The sequence below is a fragment of the Mesorhizobium sp. M1A.F.Ca.IN.020.04.1.1 genome (assembly GCF_003997315.1).
Lineage (GTDB): Bacteria > Pseudomonadota > Alphaproteobacteria > Rhizobiales > Rhizobiaceae > Mesorhizobium.
The window spans coordinates 1-21,757 of sequence record NZ_RZSN01000100.1 but is presented as its reverse complement, the minus strand read 5'-3'; the positions used below and the strand labels follow the sequence as shown (position 1 = coordinate 21,757).

23 protein-coding genes are annotated in these 21,757 nt (G+C 64.7%); 18 read left to right on the top strand and 5 right to left on the bottom strand.

Translation table 11 applies throughout. The features are described 5' to 3' along the window. The 8 genes from EOA49_RS19650 to EOA49_RS19615 form a co-directional block, all read left to right on the top strand. On the top strand, window positions 1–796 hold a 796-nt coding region (locus EOA49_RS19650; protein ID WP_164749251.1), incomplete at its 5' end, for an ABC transporter permease. Between the two features lie 2 nt (window positions 797–798). After that, the gene (locus EOA49_RS19645; protein WP_067003269.1) at window positions 799–1,569 is read left to right on the top strand and encodes an ATP-binding cassette domain-containing protein; all 771 of its coding nucleotides are present in this window, start codon (window positions 799–801) and stop codon (window positions 1,567–1,569) included. An 83-nt stretch (window positions 1,570–1,652) separates the two neighbouring features. Further along, window positions 1,653–2,645, top strand: coding sequence for an inositol 2-dehydrogenase (iolG, locus tag EOA49_RS19640; protein WP_067002875.1), 993 nt, complete (start codon window positions 1,653–1,655; stop codon window positions 2,643–2,645). Window positions 2,646–2,677: 32 nt separating this feature from the next. Next, window positions 2,678–3,472 (top strand): SDR family oxidoreductase, encoded by a 795-nt coding sequence (locus EOA49_RS19635; protein ID WP_095825527.1) that lies wholly within the window; start codon window positions 2,678–2,680, stop codon window positions 3,470–3,472. Window positions 3,473–3,627: 155 nt separating this feature from the next. Beyond that, complete coding sequence (locus tag EOA49_RS19630; RefSeq protein ID WP_067323907.1) at window positions 3,628–3,894, top strand: type II toxin-antitoxin system Phd/YefM family antitoxin; 267 nt, start codon at window positions 3,628–3,630, stop codon at window positions 3,892–3,894. Then, window positions 3,891–4,313 carry a type II toxin-antitoxin system VapC family toxin gene (locus EOA49_RS19625; RefSeq protein WP_127240038.1) on the top strand — a complete coding sequence of 141 codons (423 nt, stop codon included), beginning with the start codon at window positions 3,891–3,893 and terminating at the stop codon, window positions 4,311–4,313. The genes EOA49_RS19630 and EOA49_RS19625 overlap by 4 nt, the downstream gene beginning before the upstream one ends. Window positions 4,314–4,328: 15 nt before the next feature. Continuing rightward, window positions 4,329–4,511 carry a hypothetical protein gene (locus EOA49_RS19620; protein WP_127240037.1) on the top strand — a complete coding sequence of 61 codons (183 nt, stop codon included), beginning with the start codon at window positions 4,329–4,331 and terminating at the stop codon, window positions 4,509–4,511. An 87-nt stretch (window positions 4,512–4,598) separates the two neighbouring features. Then, window positions 4,599–5,690, top strand: a complete 1,092-nt coding sequence (locus EOA49_RS19615; protein WP_127240036.1) for a 3-deoxy-7-phosphoheptulonate synthase — start codon at window positions 4,599–4,601, stop codon at window positions 5,688–5,690. Between the two features lie 21 nt (window positions 5,691–5,711). Here the strand turns inward: EOA49_RS19615 and EOA49_RS19610 are convergent, their stop codons facing one another. After that, the gene (locus EOA49_RS19610; RefSeq protein WP_127240035.1) at window positions 5,712–6,347 is read right to left on the bottom strand and encodes a LysE family translocator; all 636 of its coding nucleotides are present in this window, start codon (window positions 6,345–6,347) and stop codon (window positions 5,712–5,714) included. 127 nt (window positions 6,348–6,474) lie between these two features. Here EOA49_RS19610 and EOA49_RS19605 point away from each other — a divergent pair, with 127 nt between their 5' ends. After that, complete coding sequence (locus EOA49_RS19605) at window positions 6,475–7,176, top strand: YafY family protein (RefSeq protein ID WP_067323916.1); 702 nt, start codon at window positions 6,475–6,477, stop codon at window positions 7,174–7,176. 12 nt (window positions 7,177–7,188) lie between these two features. On the opposite strand, the gene EOA49_RS19600 is transcribed toward EOA49_RS19605, so the two are convergent. Further along, window positions 7,189–8,298, bottom strand: coding sequence for a Gfo/Idh/MocA family oxidoreductase (locus EOA49_RS19600; RefSeq protein ID WP_067323919.1), 1,110 nt, complete (start codon window positions 8,296–8,298; stop codon window positions 7,189–7,191). 158 nt (window positions 8,299–8,456) lie between these two features. Between EOA49_RS19600 and EOA49_RS19595 the strand changes: the two genes are divergently transcribed. The 9 genes from EOA49_RS19595 (at window position 8,457) to phnN (ending at window position 18,138) form a co-directional block, all read left to right on the top strand. Then, window positions 8,457–9,302 carry a MurR/RpiR family transcriptional regulator gene (locus EOA49_RS19595; RefSeq protein ID WP_067323921.1) on the top strand — a complete coding sequence of 282 codons (846 nt, stop codon included), beginning with the start codon at window positions 8,457–8,459 and terminating at the stop codon, window positions 9,300–9,302. Between the two features lie 155 nt (window positions 9,303–9,457). Continuing rightward, window positions 9,458–11,392 carry a 5-dehydro-2-deoxygluconokinase gene (gene iolC, locus EOA49_RS19590; RefSeq protein WP_127240034.1) on the top strand — a complete coding sequence of 645 codons (1,935 nt, stop codon included), beginning with the start codon at window positions 9,458–9,460 and terminating at the stop codon, window positions 11,390–11,392. A 51-nt stretch (window positions 11,393–11,443) separates the two neighbouring features. Further along, window positions 11,444–13,294, top strand: a complete 1,851-nt coding sequence (iolD, locus tag EOA49_RS19585) for a 3D-(3,5/4)-trihydroxycyclohexane-1,2-dione acylhydrolase (decyclizing) (RefSeq protein ID WP_127240033.1) — start codon at window positions 11,444–11,446, stop codon at window positions 13,292–13,294. A 174-nt stretch (window positions 13,295–13,468) separates the two neighbouring features. Next, on the top strand, window positions 13,469–14,383 hold the full coding sequence (iolE, locus tag EOA49_RS19580) for a myo-inosose-2 dehydratase (RefSeq protein ID WP_095799076.1): 915 nt from the start codon (window positions 13,469–13,471) through the stop codon (window positions 14,381–14,383). A gap of 64 nt (window positions 14,384–14,447) precedes the next feature. Beyond that, window positions 14,448–14,660 carry a hypothetical protein gene (locus tag EOA49_RS19575; RefSeq protein WP_067003268.1) on the top strand — a complete coding sequence of 71 codons (213 nt, stop codon included), beginning with the start codon at window positions 14,448–14,450 and terminating at the stop codon, window positions 14,658–14,660. Between the two features lie 14 nt (window positions 14,661–14,674). Further along, entirely contained in the window at window positions 14,675–15,487 is an 813-nt protein-coding gene (gene iolB, locus EOA49_RS19570) for a 5-deoxy-glucuronate isomerase (RefSeq protein WP_127240032.1), read from the top strand. Window positions 15,488–15,637: 150 nt separating this feature from the next. After that, entirely contained in the window at window positions 15,638–16,345 is a 708-nt protein-coding gene (locus EOA49_RS19565; protein WP_127240031.1) for a DUF1045 domain-containing protein, read from the top strand. A 30-nt stretch (window positions 16,346–16,375) separates the two neighbouring features. Beyond that, window positions 16,376–17,515, top strand: a complete 1,140-nt coding sequence (locus EOA49_RS19560) for an alpha-D-ribose 1-methylphosphonate 5-triphosphate diphosphatase (RefSeq protein ID WP_127240030.1) — start codon at window positions 16,376–16,378, stop codon at window positions 17,513–17,515. Continuing rightward, window positions 17,512–18,138 (top strand): phosphonate metabolism protein/1,5-bisphosphokinase (PRPP-forming) PhnN, encoded by a 627-nt coding sequence (gene phnN / locus EOA49_RS19555; protein WP_164746702.1) that lies wholly within the window; start codon window positions 17,512–17,514, stop codon window positions 18,136–18,138. The genes EOA49_RS19560 and phnN overlap by 4 nt, the downstream gene beginning before the upstream one ends. A 142-nt stretch (window positions 18,139–18,280) precedes the next feature. Here the strand turns inward: phnN and EOA49_RS19550 are convergent, their stop codons facing one another. From EOA49_RS19550 to EOA49_RS19540, 3 genes are all read right to left on the bottom strand, one after another. Further along, entirely contained in the window at window positions 18,281–19,276 is a 996-nt protein-coding gene (locus tag EOA49_RS19550; protein WP_067323934.1) for an ABC transporter permease, read from the bottom strand. After that, window positions 19,273–20,838 carry a sugar ABC transporter ATP-binding protein gene (locus EOA49_RS19545; RefSeq protein WP_127240039.1) on the bottom strand — a complete coding sequence of 522 codons (1,566 nt, stop codon included), beginning with the start codon at window positions 20,836–20,838 and terminating at the stop codon, window positions 19,273–19,275. The genes EOA49_RS19550 and EOA49_RS19545 overlap by 4 nt, the downstream gene beginning before the upstream one ends. 121 nt (window positions 20,839–20,959) lie before the next feature. Beyond that, the coding region (locus EOA49_RS19540) for a sugar-binding protein (RefSeq protein WP_127243306.1) at window positions 20,960–21,757 on the bottom strand (798 nt) is incomplete at its 5' end.

The window sequence follows — 21,757 nt, the reverse complement described above, 5'->3', positions numbered from 1 at the left end:
GTCCTGGGCCTCGATCGAAGGCGCCACCGCCATGATCGCCATGAGTTTCGCGCAGGTTGCGACCGTCAACGGCAATCCCAACCCGAAGGCGATGTTCATTGACTACGGATGGACCGACCTGCCGGTCATCGTGCCGCTTCTGGTCGCGATCGGCTGCGGGCTGATTGCCGGCCTGATCAACGGCGCCCTGATCGCCTACACGCGCATTCCGCCGTTCATCGCCACGCTCGGCATGATGGTCACGGCGCGCGGCATCGCCAAATGGTGGTCGAAGGGCCAGCCGATCTCGTTCCCGACCGACAGCTTCGCGGCCATCGGCAAGGGGCTGATGCCGGTCATCATCTTCATTTCACTGGCGATCCTGTTCCAGCTCATCCTGAGCTACACCCGATACGGCAAGCATTGTTACGCCATCGGCTCCAACGAGGATGCCGCGCGCATGTCCGGCATCAAGATCGCCAACCACAAGGTGCTGGTCTATGTGATTGCCGGCATCCTCGCCTCGATCGCCGCGGTGGTGCTTTCCTCCAAGAACCTCACCGCCCAGGCCGGCATGGGCGTGATGTACGAGCTCGACGCCATCGCCATGGCGGTCATCGGCGGCGTCTCGCTCTCGGGCGGCCGCGGGTCTATCATAGGCACGGTGATCGGCTCGCTGATCTTCGGCGTTATCATTTCCGGCTTCACCTTCCTGCGCCTCGACGCCTACTACCAGGAGATGGTCAAGGGCGTGATCATTGTCGGCGCAGTCGTTCTTGATCAATGGCGCCAGCGCCGCCGGGCGATAGGAGCTTGACCATGTCCGATATCGTTCTGAAGACCGAAAACCTCACCAAGCATTATGGCGGCGTTCACGCGCTGCAGGAGGCGAATTTCGAGCTGCGCAAGGGCGAGCATGTCGCCATCATGGGCGACAACGGCGCCGGCAAGTCGACCTTCGTGCGCCAGATCACCGGCGTCGAGCAGCGCACCGACGGCAAGATCTGGTTCGACGGCAAGGAAGTGAACTTCGCCGGCCCGATCGAGGCGCGCGAGGCCGGCATCGAGACCGTGTTCCAGAACCTGGCTCTGGCCGACGACCTCGACGTGCCGTCGAACCTCTTCCTCGGCCGGGAGAAGGTGCTTTTCAACCTCGGCCCCTTCTCGATTCTCGACCGCAAGGCGATGCGCAGGGCGACGGAGGCGGCGCTGATCCGCACCGCGGTGAAGATCCCGAACCTTTCCAGCACCATCCGCCACATGTCGGGCGGCCAGCGCCAATGCGTGGCGATCGCCAGGACCGCAACCTTCGCCTCCAAGCTGATCATCATGGACGAGCCGACCGCAGCGCTTGGCGTGCAGGAAACGGCGCAGGTCGAAAACATCATCCGCACGCTGAAGGAGAACGGCGAGCCGCTGATCCTGATCAGCCACAACATGCGCCAGGTCTTCGACCTGGTCGACCGCATCGTCGTATTCCGGCGCGGCCGCATCGTCGCCAATTTGCGCAAGCAGGACACCGACGGCAACGACATCGTCGCTTACATCACCGGCGCCAAGACCGGGCAGGCGGAGCTTCAGGCCGCCTGACCAGGCGCCACGACGGGACCAGACCAAATCGTCCGCGCCGGCCGGCGCGGACACGTTTTAGAGCCACCCTCAAAGGACATTCCATGACTCTCCGCTTCGCTCTTCTCGGCGCCGGCCGTATCGGCAAGGTGCATGCCCGCGCCGTAGCCTCAAACCCGCAGGCCAAGCTGGTGGCCGTGGCGGACGCCTTCGAGAAAGCGGCGACGGAGCTTGCCTCCGCCTATGGGGCCGAGGTGCGCAGCATCGACGCCATCGAGCAGGCCAAGGACATCGACGCCGTCATCATCTGCACGCCGACCGACACTCACGCCGACCTGATCGAGCGCTTCGCCAGGGCCGGCAAGGCGATCTTCTGCGAGAAGCCGATCGACCTCGACGTCAAGCGCGTCGAGCAGTGCCTGGCCGTGGTCGACAAGGCCGGCGCTACGCTGATGGTCGGCTTCAACCGCCGCTTCGACCCGCATTTCGCCGCCGTCCGCAAGGCGATCGACGACGGCGCCATCGGCGATGTCGAGATGGTCACCATCACCTCGCGCGATCCGGGCGCGCCGCCGCTCGACTACATCGCGCGATCCGGCGGCATTTTTCGCGACATGACCATCCATGATTTCGACATGGCGCGCTTCCTGCTCGGCGAAGAGCCGGTTGCCGTCAGCGCGCACGCCTCGGTGCTGGTCGACAAGAAGATCGGCGAAGCGGGCGATTTCGACTCCGTCAGCGTCATTCTGGAAACCGCGTCCGGCAAGCAGGCCGTCATCTCCAACTCGCGCCGCGCCACCTATGGCTACGACCAGCGCATCGAGGCGCACGGCTCGAAGGGCATGGTTGCGGCCGAGAATCAGCGGCCGGTGTCGATCGAACTCGCCAACGACAAGGGCTACACGCGCCCGCCGCTGCACGATTTCTTCATGACCCGCTACATCGACGCCTACGCCAACGAGATCGCTTCCTTCATCGCCGCCGCGACTGCCGGCAAGAAGGCGGCGCCGAGCGGCAAGGACGGGCTGGTCGCCTTGAAGCTGGCTGATGCCGCCTTGGAGTCTGCCAAGACAGGCAAGACCGTCCGCGTCGCCTGAAGGTTTGAAACTCGATTACAGGAGCCAGAGCGATGAACGGTCTAGCCGGTCGCAATTCAGAAACGCGCGCCATCGTCACCGGCGGCGCGCAGGGCATCGGCTTCGCCGTGGCGGAAGCCTTGGCCGACGAGGGTTGCCGCGCGCTGGCGCTGGTCGGCCGCTCGCAGGACAAAGGTGACAAGGCGGTCGCAGCGCTCAAGAAGAACGGTGTCGATGCCATCTTCATCAGCGCCGATGTCGCCAAGGTCGCCGACTGCAAGCGCGCCGTCGCAACGGCGCTCGCGCATTTCGGCACTTTGAACGCTCTGGTCAACGCCGCCGCCACTTCGGCCCGCGGCTCGTTGGTCGAGACATCGGAAGAGCTTTTCGACCAGATCTTCGACACCAATGTGCGCGGCCCCTTTTTCCTGATGCAAGGCCTCGTCGCGCATCTCCTGGAGCGCAGGGCGCCGGGCTCGATCGTCAACGTGCTGTCGATGTCGGCGCATGCCGGCCAGTCCTTCCTGACGCCCTATTCGACCAGCAAGGGCGCGCTGATGACGCTGACCAAGAATGTCGCCAGCTCCTACCGGAAAAACCGCATCCGCTGCAACGCGGTGCTGCCCGGCTGGATGGATACCGAGGGCGAGGCGATCGTGCAGAAGAAGTGGCACGATGCGCCGGACGACTGGCTGGAAAAGGCCGAGGCCGCGCAGCCGATGGGCCAGTTGGTCAAGCCGGCGCAGCTTGCCCGGCTGATCACCTATATGCTCAGCCCGCAGGCCGGCGTCATGACCGGCTCGCTGGTTGATTATGATCAAAACATAGCTGGCGTGATCGGGGAGTAGTGACACGAGTAGCCTTACGCCAGAAGCCGGCCAGCTGTGGGTGGAGATGTGATCAGCCTCGTGCGCCCAAAGGTACGCGGCCCCTGAGAGCCCCTGTTGCCGCAGCATCGCTATTCCGGTATAGTCAAGATGGTCAGAGTAGTCATGAGATTGAGATGCTGCCCGGACCGAAAGAAGATACGAGCTGGACGGTCGCTGGGGCAAAGGCCCGGCTCTCGGAGGTAATAGATCGGGCGCAATCTTCGCCTCAGACGATCACCCGTAACGGCAAACCAAGCGTTGTCGTCGTGTCCGCAGAGGAATGGCGGCGGAAGACCGCCCGCAAAGGAACGCTTGCTGAGTTCCTCCTGGAGTCGCCGCTGCGCGGCGCCGATCTCGACCTTGAGCGTCAACCCGACGAACCGCGTGATCAGCCGCTTTGAGGCTTCTGCTCGATACCAATGTCCTGTCAGAGGTGACGAGGCCGGCGCCGGATGTAGGCGTTCTAAAGTGGCTGGACGGGCTTGATGAGGATCGATCATTCATCAGCGTCGTGTCGATCGCCGAGATCCGGCGCGGCGTTTCCCTCATGGATGAGGGCCGCAAACGAGAGGCACTGGCCGAATGGCTCGCTCGAGATTTGCCGCAGCGCTTCGAGCAAAGGGTTTTGCCGGTGGACGAAGCCGTTGCCTTGGCCTGGGGCGACCTGATGGGCATTGCCAAGCGCCGCGGTCGCGGTCTGTCGTCGATGGACGGTCTGATCGCCGCCACCGCGATTGCGAAGCAGCTCACCTTGGCAACGCGTAATTCGAAGGATTTCGAAGGCTTTGCAATCGAACTTTTCGATCCATGGTCTGCATGAACCGTGAACCGCTGCATGATGCTCTATTTTTCCCGAGGCCACGGAGCACGGCGCAAACCAAGCAAATGCTTAGCTTCATGGGGACGTGACAAGCGCCTCGGCATCGACTATATGAGCCGCATGATCCACCTGACCGCCTCGTTTTGGTACTTTAGCTACGGTAGCTCGCTGGCGGCGGGAGGATTGCGCTCGATCTGAAGATTGCAGCATCTAATCCGAAAAGCCGCCAGACCTGGCGGCTTTTTCGTTTCAGCCGGCAGGTCTCCTAACCAGGAGCAGAAAGCCGTGTTGACCACCACAGACGACCTACGGGTCAAGGAACTCAAAGTCCTGAGCACGCCGGACGACGTGATGCGCGAGATACCGCGCTCGCTCACGGCGACGCGCACCGTTGCTGCGTCACGCAACGCCATCCATTCCATCCTGACCGGGGCCGACGATCGACTGGTCGTCATCGTCGGCCCTTGTTCCATCCACGATCCGGTCGCCGCCGTGGACTACGCCAGCCGTCTGGCGGCGCTGCGCGAGGCCCTGGCCGACCGGCTCGAGATCGTCATGCGCGTCTATTTCGAGAAGCCGCGCACCACGGTTGGCTGGAAGGGCCTGATCAACGATCCCGACCTCGACGGCAGCTTCAACATCGACAAAGGCTTGCGGATGGCGCGCAACGTGCTTTCCGCCGTCAACAATCTCGGCCTGCCGGCGGCGACCGAATTCCTCGACATGACGACGCCGCAATACATCGCCGACCTCGTCGCCTGGGGCGCCATCGGCGCGCGCACGACCGAAAGCCAGATCCACCGCGAGCTGGCGTCGGGCCTCTCTTGCCCGGTCGGCTTCAAGAACGGCACCGACGGCAATCTGAGAATCGCCGGCGAGGCGGTGAAGTCCGCTGCGCAGCCGCATCATTTCATGGCGGTGACCAAGGGCGGCCGCAGCGCGATCGCGGCGACGACCGGCAACGAAGACTGCCATGTCATTCTGCGTGGCGGCGTAGCGCCGAACTACGACACGGCAAGCGTCGACGCGGCCGCCGCGGAGCTCGGCCGCATCGGCATCGCGCCGCGCCTGATGATCGATGTCAGCCACGCCAACAGCGGCAAGAAGCCGGAGAACCAGCCGAAAGTCGCGCACGACGTGGCGGGCCAGGTCGCAGCGGGCGACGAGCGCATCATCGGAGTCATGATCGAGAGCAATCTCGTCGCCGGCCGTCAGGACGTCGTGCCCAGCAAGCAGCTCACCTACGGCCAGAGCATCACCGACGGCTGCATCGATTGGGCGACCACCGAAACGGTGCTGCACGGACTTGCCGGCGCCGTCGAGTGGCGCCGGTCGGTGAAGCGCGAACTGCTCGCCACCCGTCAGGGCGCCGCCTGACAACCCTGGCGAGGGCGGCGTTCACGCGGCCCCCAGCCCCTCCCATGCGGTGAATACCGAGACCGCGAATAGAAGCAGCCCGGCCGCACGGCCGGCAATGACCGTTGCCCGCGGATTGCCGACCAGAAGCGCCCGGCTGCGCCCGGCGGTGATGGCGAGGCCGCCGTAGATTCCTGCTTGTGTGACGACAGTCAGCAGTCCCATGATGGTCGCCTGCATCCAGATCGGACCGTAAACCGGCTTCAGGAACTGCGGATAGACGGCAAGGATAAACAGATAGGCCTTGGGGTTGATCAGGCAGGTGACCAATCCCTGGCGAAAGGCTTTCCAGGCGGAGCGGCTGCCGGCGGGCCCGTCATCGCTGACGGTGATCGAGCTGCGCATCAGCGAAATTCCGATATAGGCCATGTAAGCGGCGCCGGCGATCAGCAGCGGTTTGAACAGGACCGGCACGAAATGAATCAGCAGCCCGACGCCGATCGCCCCGTTCAACGTATGCACTACGCCGCCGAGCATAATGCCGCCGGTCGCCGCCAGCCCCCTGTCGCGCCCCCCGGTCAGCGCATTGGCCAGCACGAACAGCATGTCCATGCCTGGAACGGCGATGATGCCGAACAGCAGGATGAAGAATAGCCAGAGATTTTCCGTGTAACTCATGTCAGTTGCCTGTCGCAGCGCCCGCCAAGGACGCTGAGGAATCTGTTGATTTTCAAACCGATGCGCGGCCCTATAGGTCGTCCCAACTGACGGGGGTGTGTCAGTTGCGTTACGATCGAGTGGAAAAATGCGCAAGGCCTCGCGTCTGTTCGAAATTATCCAGATCCTGCGGCTGGCCAAGAAGCCGGTGACCGCGGCGACGATTGCCGAGCAACTGGAAGTGACGGTGCGCTCCGTCTATCGCGACATCGCAGCCCTGCAGGCGATGCGCGTGCCGATCGAGGGCGGGCGCGGCATCGGCTATATCCTGCGCCCCGGCTTCGACCTGCCGCCGCTGATGTTTTCGATCGAGGAGATGGAGGCGATCGTGCTGTCGCTGGCGCTGCTGGAACGCACCGGCGATGACGAGCTCAAGCAGGCGGCAAAGCGCGTCGGCGCCAAGATCTCCGGCGCGGTGCCGCCGCCCTTGCGCCAGACGCTCGACGCCAACGCACTTCATGCCTGGGGTTTTGCGCCTGCGGCCGCGGCGGTCGATCTGGCTCTGGTGCGCCGCGCCATCCGCGACGAGGAGAAGCTCGACCTTGCCTACCGCGACGAAGCCGGCCGCGACACACAGCGTATCGTCCGTCCGATCGCGCTGATCTACTACGCCGAGACCGCCAACATCGTCGCTTGGTGCGAACTGCGCCAGGCCATCCGCAATTTCCGCAGCGACCGCATCGAGGATTGCCAGCCGACCGGCCTATGGTTCAAAGGCGAAGGCGATCAACTGCGGCAGGTTTGGGTGGACGGCTGGGAGATCAATGCAGCAGCCGCCGCCGGCACCTGAAGGGGAGCCAGCTCACCTCACATCCACCCAGCGCTGTTCCTGGAACGAACGCGCCATCGCATGCACGGTCCGCTCGATCTCCAGCCCCTCGTCGAAGTCGATGGTCCGCGCCGGCTTGCCGGCGATCCGCATCAAAAGCTCGCGGCATTCGATGATCTTAAGGTCGTTGAAGCCGAGGCCGTGGCCGGGCGCCGGCACGAAGGAATCGTAGGGCTTGTGGTGCGGCGCCAGCAGGATCGTGCGGTAGCCCTGCTCGGTCGGCCGGTCGGCGGTCAGATAAAGTTGGAACTCGTTCATTCGCTCCTGGTCGTAGAGGATCGAGCCTTTCGAGCCGAAGATCTGGAGGGCGATACGGCCCTTGCGGCCCCAGGCCGAGCGGTTGACCAGCAGCGTACCGGCGACACCGTTCTCCAGATGCATCAGAACACTGGCGATATCGTAGGTCTCGACCGCACGGCGGCCGCCGGAGGCGACGCGCCGGTCGGCATAGGGTTTCGCCATGTCGCACATGACGCGAGCGACGCGGCCGAACAGCACTTTGATCAGCGACAGCGGATGCACCGCGAAATCGTCGAGCGCGCCATAACCGGAAGCCGCCTCATGCTTCCAGAAGAACAGCGCCTCGGGATCGGCCATGAAATCCTCGTCCATCTCGATGCGCACGAGATTGACATCGCCGATGATCTTTTCCTCAAGCAGCGCGCCGATGTGGCGGATGGCCGGGTTCTGAATGTAGTTGTAGCCGAGCACGGCAGCCTTGCCGGATTTGGTCGCTGCCTTCGCCATCGCCTCGGCCTCGGCAAAACTCGGTGCCATCGGCTTCTCGCACCACAGGTGCTTGCCGGCTTCGAGGATGGCGATCGCCATTTCCGGATGGAACTGGTTGGGCGTGGTCAGCGACACGACATCGACCTCCGGATCGTTGACGACGGCACGCCAGTCGCCCGAGCCTCGAGTGAAGCCGAACTCGGCCGCTTTGCGCTTTGCAAGCTCGTCATTGACCTCACCCAGATGCACCAGCCTCGCCTTCTCGACATCGGGAAAGACGGTGCCGACCGCGTTCCAGGCAATGGCGTGGCACTTGCCCATGAAGCCCGTGCCGATGAGGCCCACTCCGACCATGTCGATTGTCTCCGCTGAAGGGGAAGAATTCGCATGGATGAATTAATCCATTTCAGCCGAGAATGGAACGTCCAAATCATTTTTTATGGTGTTCTTGCGCGAAACCGCTATGATGAGGCAGGAGAGGGAACACCAGCATGGCCGTGGGCGGAGCGACGATGGACGGACGGGTGCCTCGCGATTTCGAGACCTTGCGCACGACGATCCTGGAGCGGCGCACCAGTCTGCCCAAGCGCATCGCGCAGATCGCCGCCTATGCGCTGGACAATCCCGACGACATCGCCTTCGGCACGGCGGCGAGTATCGCGGCTTCCGCCGGCGTCCAGCCCTCGACGTTGATCCGCTTCGCCCAGCAGCTCGGCTTCGATGGTTTCACTAGCCTGCAGCAGGTGTTTCGCGAGCGGCTGCGCGAACGCAATTCCTCCTATGACGAGCGGTTGGCGGCACTGCGCGCCAAGGCCGAGGAAGGCGCTGGACACCGGGCGATCTTCGACGGCTTCGTGGCTGCCGCCAGCACCTCGCTCAGCGACATTTCGCGCGCGCTGAACGATGCGCATTTCGAACAGGCGATCACGCTGCTGGCAAAGGCCGAGACAATCTATGTGCTGGCCAAGCGCCGCTCCTATCCGGTCGCCTCCTACATCGCCTACGCGCTTGGCAAGCTCAAGATCCGCAACCAACTGATCGAGTCGGCCGCGGGCTTGAACGCCGAGATGATCGGCTTCGCCACGCCGCGCGACGCCGTCATCGCCATCAGCTTCTCGCCTTACGCGCCTGCGACCATCGAGGAGACGCGCTCGATCGCCGAGCAGGGCGTGCCCATCGTCGCCATCACCGACAGCTCGTTCTCGCCGCTCGCCCAATTCGCCAAGGTCTGGTTCGAGGTGGCCGAATCCGATTTCGGCGGCTTCCGCTCTTTGTCGGCGACGATGGCGCTTGCCATGGCGCTGACCGTTGCCGTCGGCGAAAAGCGGCGCGACGCCGGCCGCAAGCGCAAGGCCTGAGCGGCCCCGAACGGGCGTTTTTCCATCAGGGAACACTCATTCCATATTGACTATGGATTGGAATTATTATTTCATATTGACGGTGCCACGCCGCCGTTCGCGCGTGCTGCCCAAAACGACGCTGCTCTGCACAACAAAGCCGATGGGAGGTTCGAATGGGCGAAGCCGTGGAAGCGAAATATCCGCCGCTCGACGTCATCACGATCGGCCGCGCCTCTGTCGATCTCTACGGCCAGCAGATCGGCTCGCGTCTGGAGGACATAACCTCCTTCGCCAAGTCGGTCGGCGGCTGCCCGGCCAATATCTCCGTCGGCACGGCAAGGCTCGGCCTGCGCTCGGCGCTGCTCACTCGCGTCGGCGACGAGCAGATGGGCCGTTTCATCCGCGAGCAGCTCAGGCGTGAGGGCGTCTCGGTCGACGGCCTGAAGACCGACAAGGAACGGCTGACGGCGCTGGTGCTGCTTTCCGTCGAGGACGAAGGCGTCTCGCCGATGATTTTTTATCGTTCGGATTGCGCCGATATGGCGCTCGCCGAAGAGGACATCGACGAGGCTTTCATCGCCTCGGCGCGCGCCGCGGTCGTCACCGGCACCCATTTCTCGCGTCCCAACTCGGATGCCGCACAGCGCAAGGCGATCCGTTTGATGAAGGCCAAGGGCGGCAAGGTCGTGTTCGACATCGACTACCGCCCGAACCTCTGGGGGCTCGCCGGCCATGCCGAGGGCTTCGAGCGCTACGTCAAGTCGGACCGGGTCTCGGCGCAGCTGAAGACGGTGCTGCCCGATTGCGACCTCATCGTCGGCACCGAGGAGGAAATCATGATCGCCTCCGGCGCCGACGATTGTCTGAGCGCGCTTAAGACGATCCGCACGCTGTCGGCCGCTACCATCGTGCTCAAGCGCGGTGCCAAAGGCTGCATCGTCTATGACGGGCCGATCAGCGACGACCTCGAGGACGGTATCGTCGGTGAGGGCTTCCCGATCGAGATCTACAACGTGCTCGGCGCCGGCGACGCCTTCATGTCGGGCTTCCTGCGCGGCTGGCTCGGCGGCGAAAGCTTTGCCACGGCGGCGACCTGGGCCAATGCCTGCGGCGCCTTCGCCGTGTCGCGCCTGCTATGCGCGCCGGAATATCCCACCTTCGAGGAGCTGCAGTTCTTTCTGAAGCACGGCAGCAAGCACTTGGCGCTGCGCAAGGACGAGGCGATCAACCACATCCACTGGGCGACGACGCGCCGGCGCGACATCCCTTCGCTGATGGCGCTCGCTTGCGACCACCGCGTCCAGCTGGAAGATGTCGCCGCCAGGGTCGGTGCAGATGTCTCGCGCATCCCCGACTTCAAGGTGCTCACCGTCAAGGCGGCGGCCAAGGTCGCCGCCGGTCGCGACGGCTACGGCATGCTGATCGATGAGAAATACGGCCGCGATGCCATGTTCGAGTTCGCCCGCCATCCCTTTGCCTGGCTCGGTCGGCCGGTCGAATTGCCCGGATCGCGGCCGCTGCGCTTCGAATTCTCGCAGGACGTCGGCTCGCAGCTCACCGAATGGCCGGTCGACCATTGCATCAAGTGCCTCTGCTTCTATCATCCGGATGATCCGGAGGCGCTGAAGACAGAGCAGCAGCAAAAACTGCGAGCCCTGTTCGAGGCGGCGCGGAAAGTCGGCAGGGAACTGCTCGTCGAGATCATCGCCGGCAAGCACGGCACGCTCGACGACACCACCATTCCGCGCGCCCTTGAAGAACTCTATGCGCTGGGCATCAAGCCCGACTGGTGGAAGCTCGAGCCGCAGGCCTCGGCAGGCGCCTGGGCCAGGATAGAGCAGGTGATCGTCAAGAATGATCCGTGGTGCCGCGGCGTCGTGCTGCTCGGTCTGGAGGCGCCGCAGGATGAGCTGGTCGCCGCCTTTGCCGCCACCGCCAATGCGCCGATCGTCAAGGGATTTGCAGTCGGTCGCACCATCTTTGTCAATGCCGCCGAACAATGGCTGGCCGGCAAGATCTCGGATGACGAGGCTGTCGCCGACATGGCCTCGCGCTTTGAGCAATTGACCGAGGCATGGCTTGCAGCGCGCGGCCGCAAAGCAGCATAAGAAGAACGGGCAGCATATTAGGCGGCACAGGGAAAGCCGGAGGAAACGACAATGACCAACACCGTTCGCCTGACGATGGCGCAGGCGCTGACCCGCTTTCTCAGCCGCCAGATGACCGAGATCGACGGCAAGAAGGTGCCGATCTTCGGCGGCGTCTGGGCGATCTTCGGCCACGGCAATGTCGCCGGCATCGGCGAGGCGCTCTACCAGGTCCGCGACGAGCTGCCGACCTTCCGCGCCCATAACGAGCAGGCGATGGCGCATGCGGCGATTGCTTACGGCAAGGCGAATTTCCGCCGCCGCTTCATGGCCGCGACCACCTCGATCGGCCCCGGCGCGCTCAACATGGTGACGGCTGCGGCGCTCGCCCACGTCAATCGCTTACCGGTGCTGCTGCTTCCCGGCGATGTCTTCGCCAACCGCTTGCCCGACCCGGTGCTGCAGCAGGCCGAAGATTTCTCCGACGGCACGGCGAGCGTCAACGATTGCTTCCGCCCCGTCTCGCGCTATTTCGACCGCATCACGCGGCCGGAGCAGATCATCCCGGCGCTGAACCGCGCCATGCAGGTGCTGACCGATCCGGCCGAATGCGGCCCGGTCACGCTTTCGCTCTGCCAGGACGTGCAGGCGGAGGCCTATGATTATCCGGAAAGCCTGTTTGCCGAGCGCGTCTGGACGCCGCGCGGGCTGCGCCCGGATCGCAACGAACTGGCCGTCGCCGTCGCGGCCCTGAAGAACGCCAAGAAGCCGCTGGTGATCGCCGGCGGCGGCGTCCTCTATTCGCAGGCTTCCGGAGAGCTGGCCAAGCTGGTGCAGGGCGCCGGCATTCCGGTTTGCGAGACGCAAGGCGGCAAATCCTCGCTGCCCGACGATCATCCGCTCAACATGGCGGCCGTCGGCGTCACCGGCACATCAGCGGCCAACCGGCTGGCGGAAGAGGCCGATGTGGTTCTTGCCGTCGGCACCAGGCTGCAGGACTTCACCACCGGCTCCTGGGCGCTGTTCAAGAATGCCGGCCGCACCATCATCGGGCTCAATACCCAGGTCTTCGATGCCGGCAAGCACTGGGCGCTGCCGCTGGTTGCCGACGCCACCGAAGGGCTCGCCGAGCTTTCCGCCGCGCTGAAGGGCTGGAAGGCGCCGACCGCCTGGACCGACAGTGCGCTGAAGGGCAAGACGGAATGGCAGGCTGCCGCCGCCAAGGTGACGGCCTCGACCAACGCCGCCTATCCCTCCGACGCGCAGGTGATCGGCGCCGTGCAGCGCGCGATGGGCTCGGGCGTCACGCTTTTGCATGCCGCCGGCGGGCTGCCCGGCGAATTGCACAAGCTCTGGCAAGCGGGCGCGCCCGGTTCCTATCACGCCGAATACGGCTTCTCGACCATGGGCTACGAGATCGCCGGCGGGCTCGGCGTCAAGATGGCGAAACCCGACCAGGAAGTCGTCGTCATGGTCGGCGACGGCTCCTATCTGATGCTCAATTCCGAGATCGCGACGTCGGTGATGCTCGGCCTGAAACTCACCATCGTGTTGCTCGACAATCGCGGCTATGGCTGCATCAACCGGCTGCAGATGGCGACCGGCGGCGCCAACTTCAACAATCTCCTGAAGGACGCTCGCCACGAGGTGATGCCCGACGTCGACTTCGCCGCCCATGCGGCCAGCCTCGGCGCCGTCGCCGAGAAGGTGGCCTCGATTGCTGAACTCGAGACGGCGCTCGCCAAGGCGAAGGGCAACGACAAGACCACCGTGCTGGTCATCGACACCGATCCGCTGGTGTCGACCGAGGCCGGCGGCCACTGGTGGGATGTTGCCGTGCCGGAAGTCTCGTCGCGGCCGCAGGTGAACGCCGCGCGCAAGGCGTATGACGAGAAAAAGCTCATGCAGAGCTTAGGTGATTGAAGCTGGCACTGCCCCTCACCCTTGCCCTGCTCCCCGTGAAGAACGGGGAGCAGGGGGCCGCCACCGCTGAAGCCTGCCCCTTCTCCCCGTCATTTCCAGGGAGAAGGTGCCGGCAGGCGGATGAGGGCGGCGCCGACGAGCGAAAGTTGAACGATCCGAACCTGGAGTGACGACTTGAAAGCCAAACTGGGCATGTCTCCCATCGCGTGGTGGAACGACGATCTCGTGGAATTGAGCGATGATGTGTCGCTGGAGGAGTGTTTGCGCCAGTCGCGCTCGGCCGGCTTCACCGGCATGGAGATGGGCCGCCGCTTCCCCAACGACCCGAAGGTGATGCTGCCGATCCTGAAAGAGGCCGACGTCACGCTCTGCGGCGGCTGGTTCTCCGGCACGCTGGTCGATGAGGACCTGGCAAGCAACAAGGATCGCATCCAGCCGATGATCGACCTGTTCAAGGCGGTCAACGCGCCCTGCATAGTCTATGGCGAGGTCGGCCGCTCCATCCAGGGTGACCGCTCCAAGCCTCTTGCCACCAAGCCACGGCTTTCCGGCGACGAGATGAAGGCCTATGGCCGCCGCGTCACCGAATTCGGCGAATGGTGCGCCGACCAGGGTATGCCGCTTTCCTACCATCATCACATGGCGGCCGTGATCGAGACCGAGCCGGAACTCGATTCCTTCATGCATCATTCCGGCGAGGGCATCCCGCTGCTGCTCGATGCCGGCCACCTCGCCTTCGCCGGCGGCGATGTGTTGCGCGCCATCGACAACCACCACAAGCGCATCAACCACGTCCATGTGAAGGACGTGCGCATGAACGTGATCGACGGGCTCGACCGCACGAAACAGTCCTTCCTCGATGCCGTCGCGCTCGGCGCCTTCACCGTGCCCGGCGACGGCTCGCTCGATTTCGGCGCGATCGTCCAGCGCTTCGCCGACTACGGCTATGAAGGCTGGTTCGTGGTCGAGGCCGAGCAGGATCCGAAAAAGAACCCGCCGCTGAGGATGGCTGAGGTCGGCCATAAGGAGCTGATGCGGGTGATGACGGCCGCCGGCTATACGGTCGAGACGCAGGGCTTCCCGGCCTAAACGAGTGGATTCGTCCGGCCGCTCGGTCTATCTGATGCGTTTGGACAAGTCCCGGATTGGCGCGATGAAAGACTATGAGCACCCCTTCTTCCGACCGCTGTGGCGGCGCATTGCCGTCGTCGCCGTCTGCCTAATCTGGTCGGTGATCGAATTCGCCTCCGGCACGCCGTTCTGGGGGGTAATCGCGCTCGGCTTCGCCGGTTACGCGGTGTGGCAGTTCTTCTACCTCTACAAGCCGGCCGAGGAGCCCAAGCCTCCGGCCGAGCCGAAGGAATGACCCAGGAGACAAAAATGTCGAAACTGCTCGTCAAGGCCGACAAGGGCCACGGCCACGTCGCCCACGTCACCCCGCAAAGCGCGGGCTGGACTTACGTGGGTTTCGATCTCCACCGCTTGCGGCCGGGCGAGACGGCCGCCGGCAAGACGGGCGAGCGCGAGGTCTGCCTGGTGTTCGTCACCGGCAAGGGCCAGGCTGCGGCCGGCGGCAAGGATCTCGGCCTGCTCGGTGAGCGCATGTCGCCCTTCGAGGGCAAACCCTGGTCGGTCTATGTGCCGCAAGGCTCCGACTGGTCGGTGACCGCCGACACCGAACTGGAGCTTGCGGTCTGCTCGGCGCCCGGTCTTGGCGGCGGCCTGCCCGCCCGCGTCATTGCGCCCGACGATCTCGGTCAGGAAGTGCGCGGCAAGGGCACCAATACCCGTTACGTCACCAACATCCTGCCCGAGGGCAAGCCGGCCGACTCGCTGCTGGTGGTCGAGGTCATCACGCCCGGCGGCCATACCTCCAGCTATCCGCCGCACAAACACGACCAGGACAATCTGCCGGCCGAGTCCTATCTCGAGGAGACCTATTACCACCGCCTCAACCCGCCGCAGGGTTTCGCCTTCCAGCGCGTCTACACCGACGCCGACAGGAATGGAGTGCGCGATCTGGACGAGGCGATGGCGATCGAGGACGGCGATGTCGTGCTGGTGCCGAAGGGCTACCACCCGTGTGCGGCCTGCCACGGCTACGATCTCTATTATCTCAACGTCATGGCCGGCCCGAAGCGGACATGGAAATTCCACAACGCCGCCGAGCATGAGTGGCTGATGAAGGCGTGAGATTTTTCATAGCGCTCAACCTGTTGGTCCAGTTCGGGAAAATCGTCGGCTAAGGACCGCCGGAGCCTGGGTTGCCTTCGAAAACCCATGAAAGCTTCGTCAATCCGTCATGGAAATCACCTATGGCAGCGGGTCTGACGAGGATTTTCGATGCGCTATGCCATTTACTTTACCCCGAGGCAGGATGAGCCGCTGGCGCGGATCGCCGCCAACTGGCTGGGGCGCGACCCGTTCGGCGCGCCGACGCGGCCGGTCGAGGGTGTGGGTGACCTGTCGGCGGCGGAAGTTGCCTTCCACACCGCCTCGGCACGGCGCTATGGCTTCCACGCGACGCTGAAGGCGCCGTTCCGGCTGGCGCCGAGCGAAACGGAAGCCTCGCTGCGGGCGGCGCTCGACGATTTCGCCGAGGCCACGCCACCAGTCGTCATCCCGCGTCTGGTCGTCGGCCAGATCGACGGCTTTTTCGCGCTGGTGCCGGAAAGTCCTTTCAAGCCGCTCAACAGTTTCGCCGGCGAGGTCGTGCGCGCTTTCGACCGCTTCCGCGCGCCGCTGACCGAGGCCGAGATCGAGCGCCGCAGCCCAGACTCGCTGAAGCCGGATGAGTTTCGCAACCTCTGCCAGTGGGGTTATCCCTACGTCTTCGAGACGTTCCGCTTCCACATGACGCTCTCCGGACGGGTCGGGCCACAGGAAAGCCCGCGCCTTCGCGCTGCAATCGACAGCCTGTTCGCGGATGTGCTGCCGCGTCCGGTGCCGGTGGATGCGCTGACGCTGTTCGTCGAAACCGAACCGGGCGCGCCATTCATGGTGCTCTCGCACCACGTGCTTGGACGCGGCCCGGCCAGAAAAACCGCCTGATGTCCGCCCGCCTCAGATAGGACTGCTGAAATGACCGCCGAGACCGTTTTGAACAATGCCCGCATCGTGCTGCCCGACGAGATCGTCGCGGGCTCGCTGCTGCTGCGCGATGGACTGATCGCCGCGATCGAGCCGGGTGCGGCCCGCACCGGCGAGGACATGGGCGGCGACTACATCATCCCGGGCCTCGTAGAACTGCACACCGATCACCTCGAAGGCCATTACGCGCCGCGTCCGAAAGTGCGCTGGAACGCGATCGCCGCCGTGCTCGCCCACGATGCGCAGGTGGCGACCGCCGGCATCACCACGGTGCTCGACGCCTTGCGTGTCGGCATGGACGAGGATGCCGACCTGAAGTCCGACGACGTGCGCAAGCTCGCCGACGCGATCGAGGACAGCGTGCGCCAGGATCGGCTCAGGGCCGACCACTTCATCCATCTGCGCTGCGAGGTCTCGGCGCCGGACTGCCTCGAGGCCTTCGCCAATTTCAAGACCGACGACAGGGTGAAGCTCGCCTCGCTGATGGACCACGCGCCGGGCCAGCGCCAGTTCGTCGATCTCGAGACCTACGCCTATTACTACCAGCGCAAGCTGAAGCTGACCGACCGCGACTTCCAGAAATTCTGCGAGAAGCGTATGGCGGAATCGGCCAAGAATTCCGGGCCGAACCGCGTCTTCATTTCCGCCGCCTGCCGCGAGCGCGGCATCGTGCTTGCCAGCCACGACGATGCGACGGCCGGCCATGTCGACGAGGCGGTGGAGCAGGGCGTGCGCGTTGCCGAATTCCCGACCACCGAGGAGGCGGCGAGGGCCTCGAAGGCGGCAGGCCTCGGCGTGCTGATGGGCGCGCCCAACGTCATGCGCGGCTCCTCGCATTCGGGCAATGTGTCGGCGCGCTCGCTTGCCGGCGACGGTTTGCTCGACATCCTGTCGTCCGACTATATCCCCTTCAGCCTGATCCAGTCCGCCTTCTTCCTCGGCGATGTCGTGGAAGGCATTTCGCTGCCGCAGGCGGTCGCCATGGTCTCGAAGAACCCAGCGGAAGCGGTCGGCCTTAGCGATCGCGGTGGCATCGAGCCCGGCCGGCGCGCCGACCTCGTGCGCGTGCGCGTCGACCAGCATGTGCCGGTCGTGCGCAACGTCTGGCGCCAGGGCAGGCGCGTCGCATGATGGTTTCTGCGCTGATCGAACGCGAGCTCACCGAAACGCTTCCGATCCGCAACGGCGTCTTCGTCGCGGTGGTCGGGCCGAGCGGCGCCGGCAAGGACACGGTGATCGGCTACGCCAAGGCGCATTTTGCCGGCGAGACGCGGCTGGAGTTCGTCCGCCGCGTCATCACCCGTCCGAGCGACTCCGCCAGCGAGGACCACGACACGCTGGCCGACGCCGCCTTCGCCGAGGCGGAAGCGGACGGCGCCTTCGCCATCTGCTGGGACGCGTATGGCCTGCGCTATGGCCTGCCGGCCGATGTCGATTGGGCGATCGCCAATGGTCATGTCGCGGTGGCCAACGTCTCCCGTGCCGTCATCCCGGCGCTGCGTGAGCGCTATGCCAACCTGGCGGTGGTCGAGATCACCGCGGCGCCGGAGATCCTCGCCCAGCGGCTGGCGGCGCGCGGCCGTGAATCGCGCGGCGAAGTGCTGGTGCGTCTGGCGCGCAGCACCAGCGTGACGCTTTCCGGACCGGACGTCACCTCCATCGACAACAGCGGCGCCAGGGAGATCGCCGGCGAGCGCTTCGCCGACGTGCTGCGCAAGGCGATGGCGTTTTCGGACCTTTCGGACATGATCTGAGGTGTATTGATTCAGGTGATGCCGGCTTGCGAGTGGGAGGTTGAGCCGAGACTTGTTGATGTCGGCGCCAACGTCCAAAAAATGCGTGCAGCACGCGAAGTTGAAATCTGCCCCGCTGCCTGCCGAGATCGGACGAGGGAAGCTACTCCGCCGGCGCGCCGGCGACGTTCCGGCGCGACGCCTCCATCATCCGGCGCCGGGCGCGGAACACGCCCCACTGCTGGTCGACCAGCACGCCGATCAGGATCACGCCGCCCATCACCGCGAAGTTCAGTGAGGACGGGATGCCGAGCAGATTGACGAGGTTTTGCAGTTCCTGCAGCAGCACGGTGCCGAGGATGACGCCTACGAGCGAGCCCTCGCCGCCGCGCAGCGAGAAGCCGCCGAGCACCGCCGCGGCGATGGCGTAGAGCTCATAGAACTGGCCGTGGCTCGCCGGCGAGATCGAGCGCGTGTACATGGCGAAGTAGATCGCCGACAGCGCCGTCAGCACGCCGCAGATCACGTATGCCGCGATCACCACGCGTCCGGTGCGAATACCCGAATACTTCGCCGCTTCCTCATTCTTGCCGATGGCATAGAGATAGCGTCCGAACACCGAGCGGTGCAGCACCACCCACATGACGATGGCGATCACGATCAGCGCGATGAAGGAATTAGGCAACCCGCCGGAGCGGCCGGCGGTCAGAAATTCCAGATCCGGGAAATTCTGGCCGAAAGCGAAGCCCGCCGTGCCGTCGGCGGTGTAGAAACGGGCGACGCCGCGGTAGATCAGCAGGCCGCAAAGCGTCACCACGAAGGGCTGCATCTTGAGCCGCGTGATCAGCCAGCCATGCACGAAGCCGATGATGGCGCCGAGCACGATGATCAGCACGAAGGCCAACGGCCAGTCCATCTCGCGCACGGCGATGAAGTCGATGAACAGCGTGCCGAGCAGCGCGATCAGCGAACCGACCGAAAGCTCGATGCCGCCGGTGATGATGACGAAGGCCTGGCCGATCGAAAGGATGCCGAACAGCGCGACCAGGTTGGAGGTGTTGGCGAGATTGATCGTCGACAGGAAGCGCGGATTTATAGCCGTGACCACCGCGCCGACCACCAGGATCAGGACCAGCAGGCCGAGGTCTTTCTTGCTCATTGCACTCCTCCCGCGGCTTGCGCCAGCTTCGGCTTCTTGCCCACCGCCAGCAACAGCACGTTCTCCTGGCTGAAATCGTCCCGGTCGAGGATGCCGGAGATCTGCCCCTCATGCATGACCGCGATGCGGTCCGAGACGCCGATCACCTCCTCCATGTCGCTGGAGATCATCAGCACCGCGACGCCGGCATCGGCCAGCGCCCGCATCAGCGCGTAGATCTCGGCCTTGGCGCCGATATCGATGCCGCGCGTCGGCTCGTCGAGGATCATCACCTTGGGGTTCATCGCCAGCCATTTGGCCAGAACCACCTTCTGCTGGTTGCCGCCGGACAGCGTGCCGGTGCGGGTCAGGACCGATGGCGCCTTGATGCCGAGATCCTTCTTCTGCTTCTCGGCGGTGGCGAGCTCCGCGCTGGTCGACACCAGCGAGCGCTTCGCATGCGCCGGCATATTGGGCAGCGAAATGTTTTGCGCGATCGAGAGGTCGAGCAGGATGCCGGTCAGCTTGCGGTCTTCGGGTACCAGGAAGATGCCGCTCGCCACCGCATCGGCGGCCGATCCGACATTGAGCGCCTTGCCGTCCAGCGCGACACTGCCGCCGAGCCGCTCGTCGATGCCGAACAGGACGCGCGCGAGCTCCGTGCGGCCGGAGCCGACCAGCCCGGCAAGGCCGAGGATTTCGCCGCGCCGAAGCTCCAGGTCGACCGGGTGGTCGGGATAGGCGCTGGTGCGCACCGCTGTCGCCGAGAGTGCGACGCCGCCCGGCGCGCGACCCGCCTCCGCGGCTTTCTCGCGCTCCTTCAGCATGCGCCCGATCATCAGCTTGACCATCTGGTCGTGATTGATGTCGCTCTTCGGCAGCGTGCCGGCCAGCATGCCGTCGCGCAGCACCACGACGCGGTCGGCGACGCGCTCGACCTCGTGCAGGCGGTGCGAGATGAAGATGACGCTGATGCCTTCCGCCCGCAGTCCCTTGATCACGTCGAGCAGCTTTTCGGTCTCGGCGATCGGCAGGCTGGAGGTCGGCTCGTCGAGGATCACCAGCCGCGCCTTGATCGACAGCGCCTTGGCGATCTCGACCATCTGCTGCTGCGCCAGCGACAGCGAGGCGACCGGCGCGTCGGCCGAGAAATTGGCGCCGACGCGTTTCAGGAGCGGCGCCACCATCTCGCGCAGTTTCGCGCGGTCGACCAGCTTCAGCGGCCCGGCCTTGAGCGGCTCGCGGCCGAAGAAGATGTTGGCGGCGACGTCGAGGTTTTCGAACAGGTTGAGCTCCTGATGCACGAAGGCGATGCCGGAGCCGATGCTGGCTTCCACGGTCAAGCCGTCATGCGCGACGCCGTCGACGGTGACGGTGCCGCTGTCCGGCCGCGTCACGCCGCCGAGGATCTTCATCAATGTCGATTTGCCGGCGCCGTTCTCGCCGACCAGGCCGATCACCTCGCCCGGCCTGACCTCCATCGAGAACCCGTCCAGCGCCACCACGCCGGGATAGGTCTTGCGCACGGCCTCGAGGCTCAGGAACGGAGCGGATTGGACGATGGATGGGTCGGAATAATTCATCACGCCATTGTTCATCGCGCTTATCGGCAGCCAGTAGACTGCAGACTGACGGGCCGCATGCGGCCCGTCAATACGGACGCCGGCTCAAGGCGAAGCTTGAGCCGGCGCAACTGTGCATCGATTACTTGCCGGCCATCGCCTTCAGGTTTGCGGCATAGGCGTCGACATCGTCCTTGCCGATGATCTTGGTCGGCACGATGATCAAGCCGTTGGCCGGAATGCCCGACTTGTCGCCCTTGAGGTAGGCGGCCATCAGCTTCATGCCCTGATAGGCCCATTCGAAGGGCTGCTGCACCACGGTCGCGGCAACCGTGCCTTCCTTGACGCCCCCCAGCGTGATCGGATCGTCGTCGAAGCCGACGACGGTGATCTGGCCGAGCTTGCCGGCGTCGCGAAGCGCCTCATAGATGCGCGGCGTATTGTAGGAGTAGAAGCCGACCATGCAGGTGATGTCGGGGCTGGCGACCAGCGCGTCCTCGACATTCTTCTTGGCCCGTGCCTGGTCGATGTCGTCGCCGCGCACGTCCACCAGCTCGATCTTGCTGCCGGCAAGCCCCTCCTTCATGCCCTCGATGCGCTCCTTGGCATTGTCGGCGCCGAGCAGGCCGACGAAGCCTAGGCACTTGCCGCCGTTCGGCATCGCCTTCTTGGCGATCTCGGCCGCCTGCTTGCCGGCATCGACGTTGGACGAGCCGATATAGGCGACGCGCTTGGTCTGCGGGGCGTCGCTGTCGGTGGTGAACAGAGCGGTCTCGGACGCGATCTTGTTCAGCCCGTCGGTCGAGGTCTTGGGGTCGACCGCCGACACCATGATGCCCTTCACGCCGGCCGTCACCAGGTCGTCCATCAGGCGCTGCTGGATGGCGACCGACGACTGCTCGGGATATTTCAGCTCGAGATTGTAGTCGGGCAGTTCCCC

Coding starts and splice junctions, on each gene's coding strand:
- EOA49_RS19645 (WP_067003269.1), top strand. CDS start 799: ATGTCCGATATCGTTCTGAAGACCGAAAACCTCACCAAGCATTATGGC.
- iolG (WP_067002875.1), top strand. CDS start 1,653: ATGACTCTCCGCTTCGCTCTTCTCGGCGCCGGCCGTATCGGCAAGGTG.
- EOA49_RS19635 (WP_095825527.1), top strand. CDS start 2,678: ATGAACGGTCTAGCCGGTCGCAATTCAGAAACGCGCGCCATCGTCACC.
- EOA49_RS19630 (WP_067323907.1), top strand. CDS start 3,628: ATGCTGCCCGGACCGAAAGAAGATACGAGCTGGACGGTCGCTGGGGCA.
- EOA49_RS19620 (WP_127240037.1), top strand. CDS start 4,329: ATGATGCTCTATTTTTCCCGAGGCCACGGAGCACGGCGCAAACCAAGC.
- EOA49_RS19610 (WP_127240035.1), bottom strand. CDS start 6,347: ATGAGTTACACGGAAAATCTCTGGCTATTCTTCATCCTGCTGTTCGGC.
- EOA49_RS19605 (WP_067323916.1), top strand. CDS start 6,475: ATGCGCAAGGCCTCGCGTCTGTTCGAAATTATCCAGATCCTGCGGCTG.
- EOA49_RS19600 (WP_067323919.1), bottom strand. CDS start 8,298: ATGGTCGGAGTGGGCCTCATCGGCACGGGCTTCATGGGCAAGTGCCAC.
- EOA49_RS19595 (WP_067323921.1), top strand. CDS start 8,457: ATGGACGGACGGGTGCCTCGCGATTTCGAGACCTTGCGCACGACGATC.
- iolC (WP_127240034.1), top strand. CDS start 9,458: ATGGGCGAAGCCGTGGAAGCGAAATATCCGCCGCTCGACGTCATCACG.
- iolD (WP_127240033.1), top strand. CDS start 11,444: ATGACCAACACCGTTCGCCTGACGATGGCGCAGGCGCTGACCCGCTTT.
- EOA49_RS19575 (WP_067003268.1), top strand. CDS start 14,448: ATGAAAGACTATGAGCACCCCTTCTTCCGACCGCTGTGGCGGCGCATT.
- iolB (WP_127240032.1), top strand. CDS start 14,675: ATGTCGAAACTGCTCGTCAAGGCCGACAAGGGCCACGGCCACGTCGCC.
- EOA49_RS19565 (WP_127240031.1), top strand. CDS start 15,638: ATGCGCTATGCCATTTACTTTACCCCGAGGCAGGATGAGCCGCTGGCG.
- EOA49_RS19560 (WP_127240030.1), top strand. CDS start 16,376: ATGACCGCCGAGACCGTTTTGAACAATGCCCGCATCGTGCTGCCCGAC.
- phnN (WP_164746702.1), top strand. CDS start 17,512: ATGATGGTTTCTGCGCTGATCGAACGCGAGCTCACCGAAACGCTTCCG.
- EOA49_RS19550 (WP_067323934.1), bottom strand. CDS start 19,276: ATGAGCAAGAAAGACCTCGGCCTGCTGGTCCTGATCCTGGTGGTCGGC.
- EOA49_RS19545 (WP_127240039.1), bottom strand. CDS start 20,838: ATGAATTATTCCGACCCATCCATCGTCCAATCCGCTCCGTTCCTGAGC.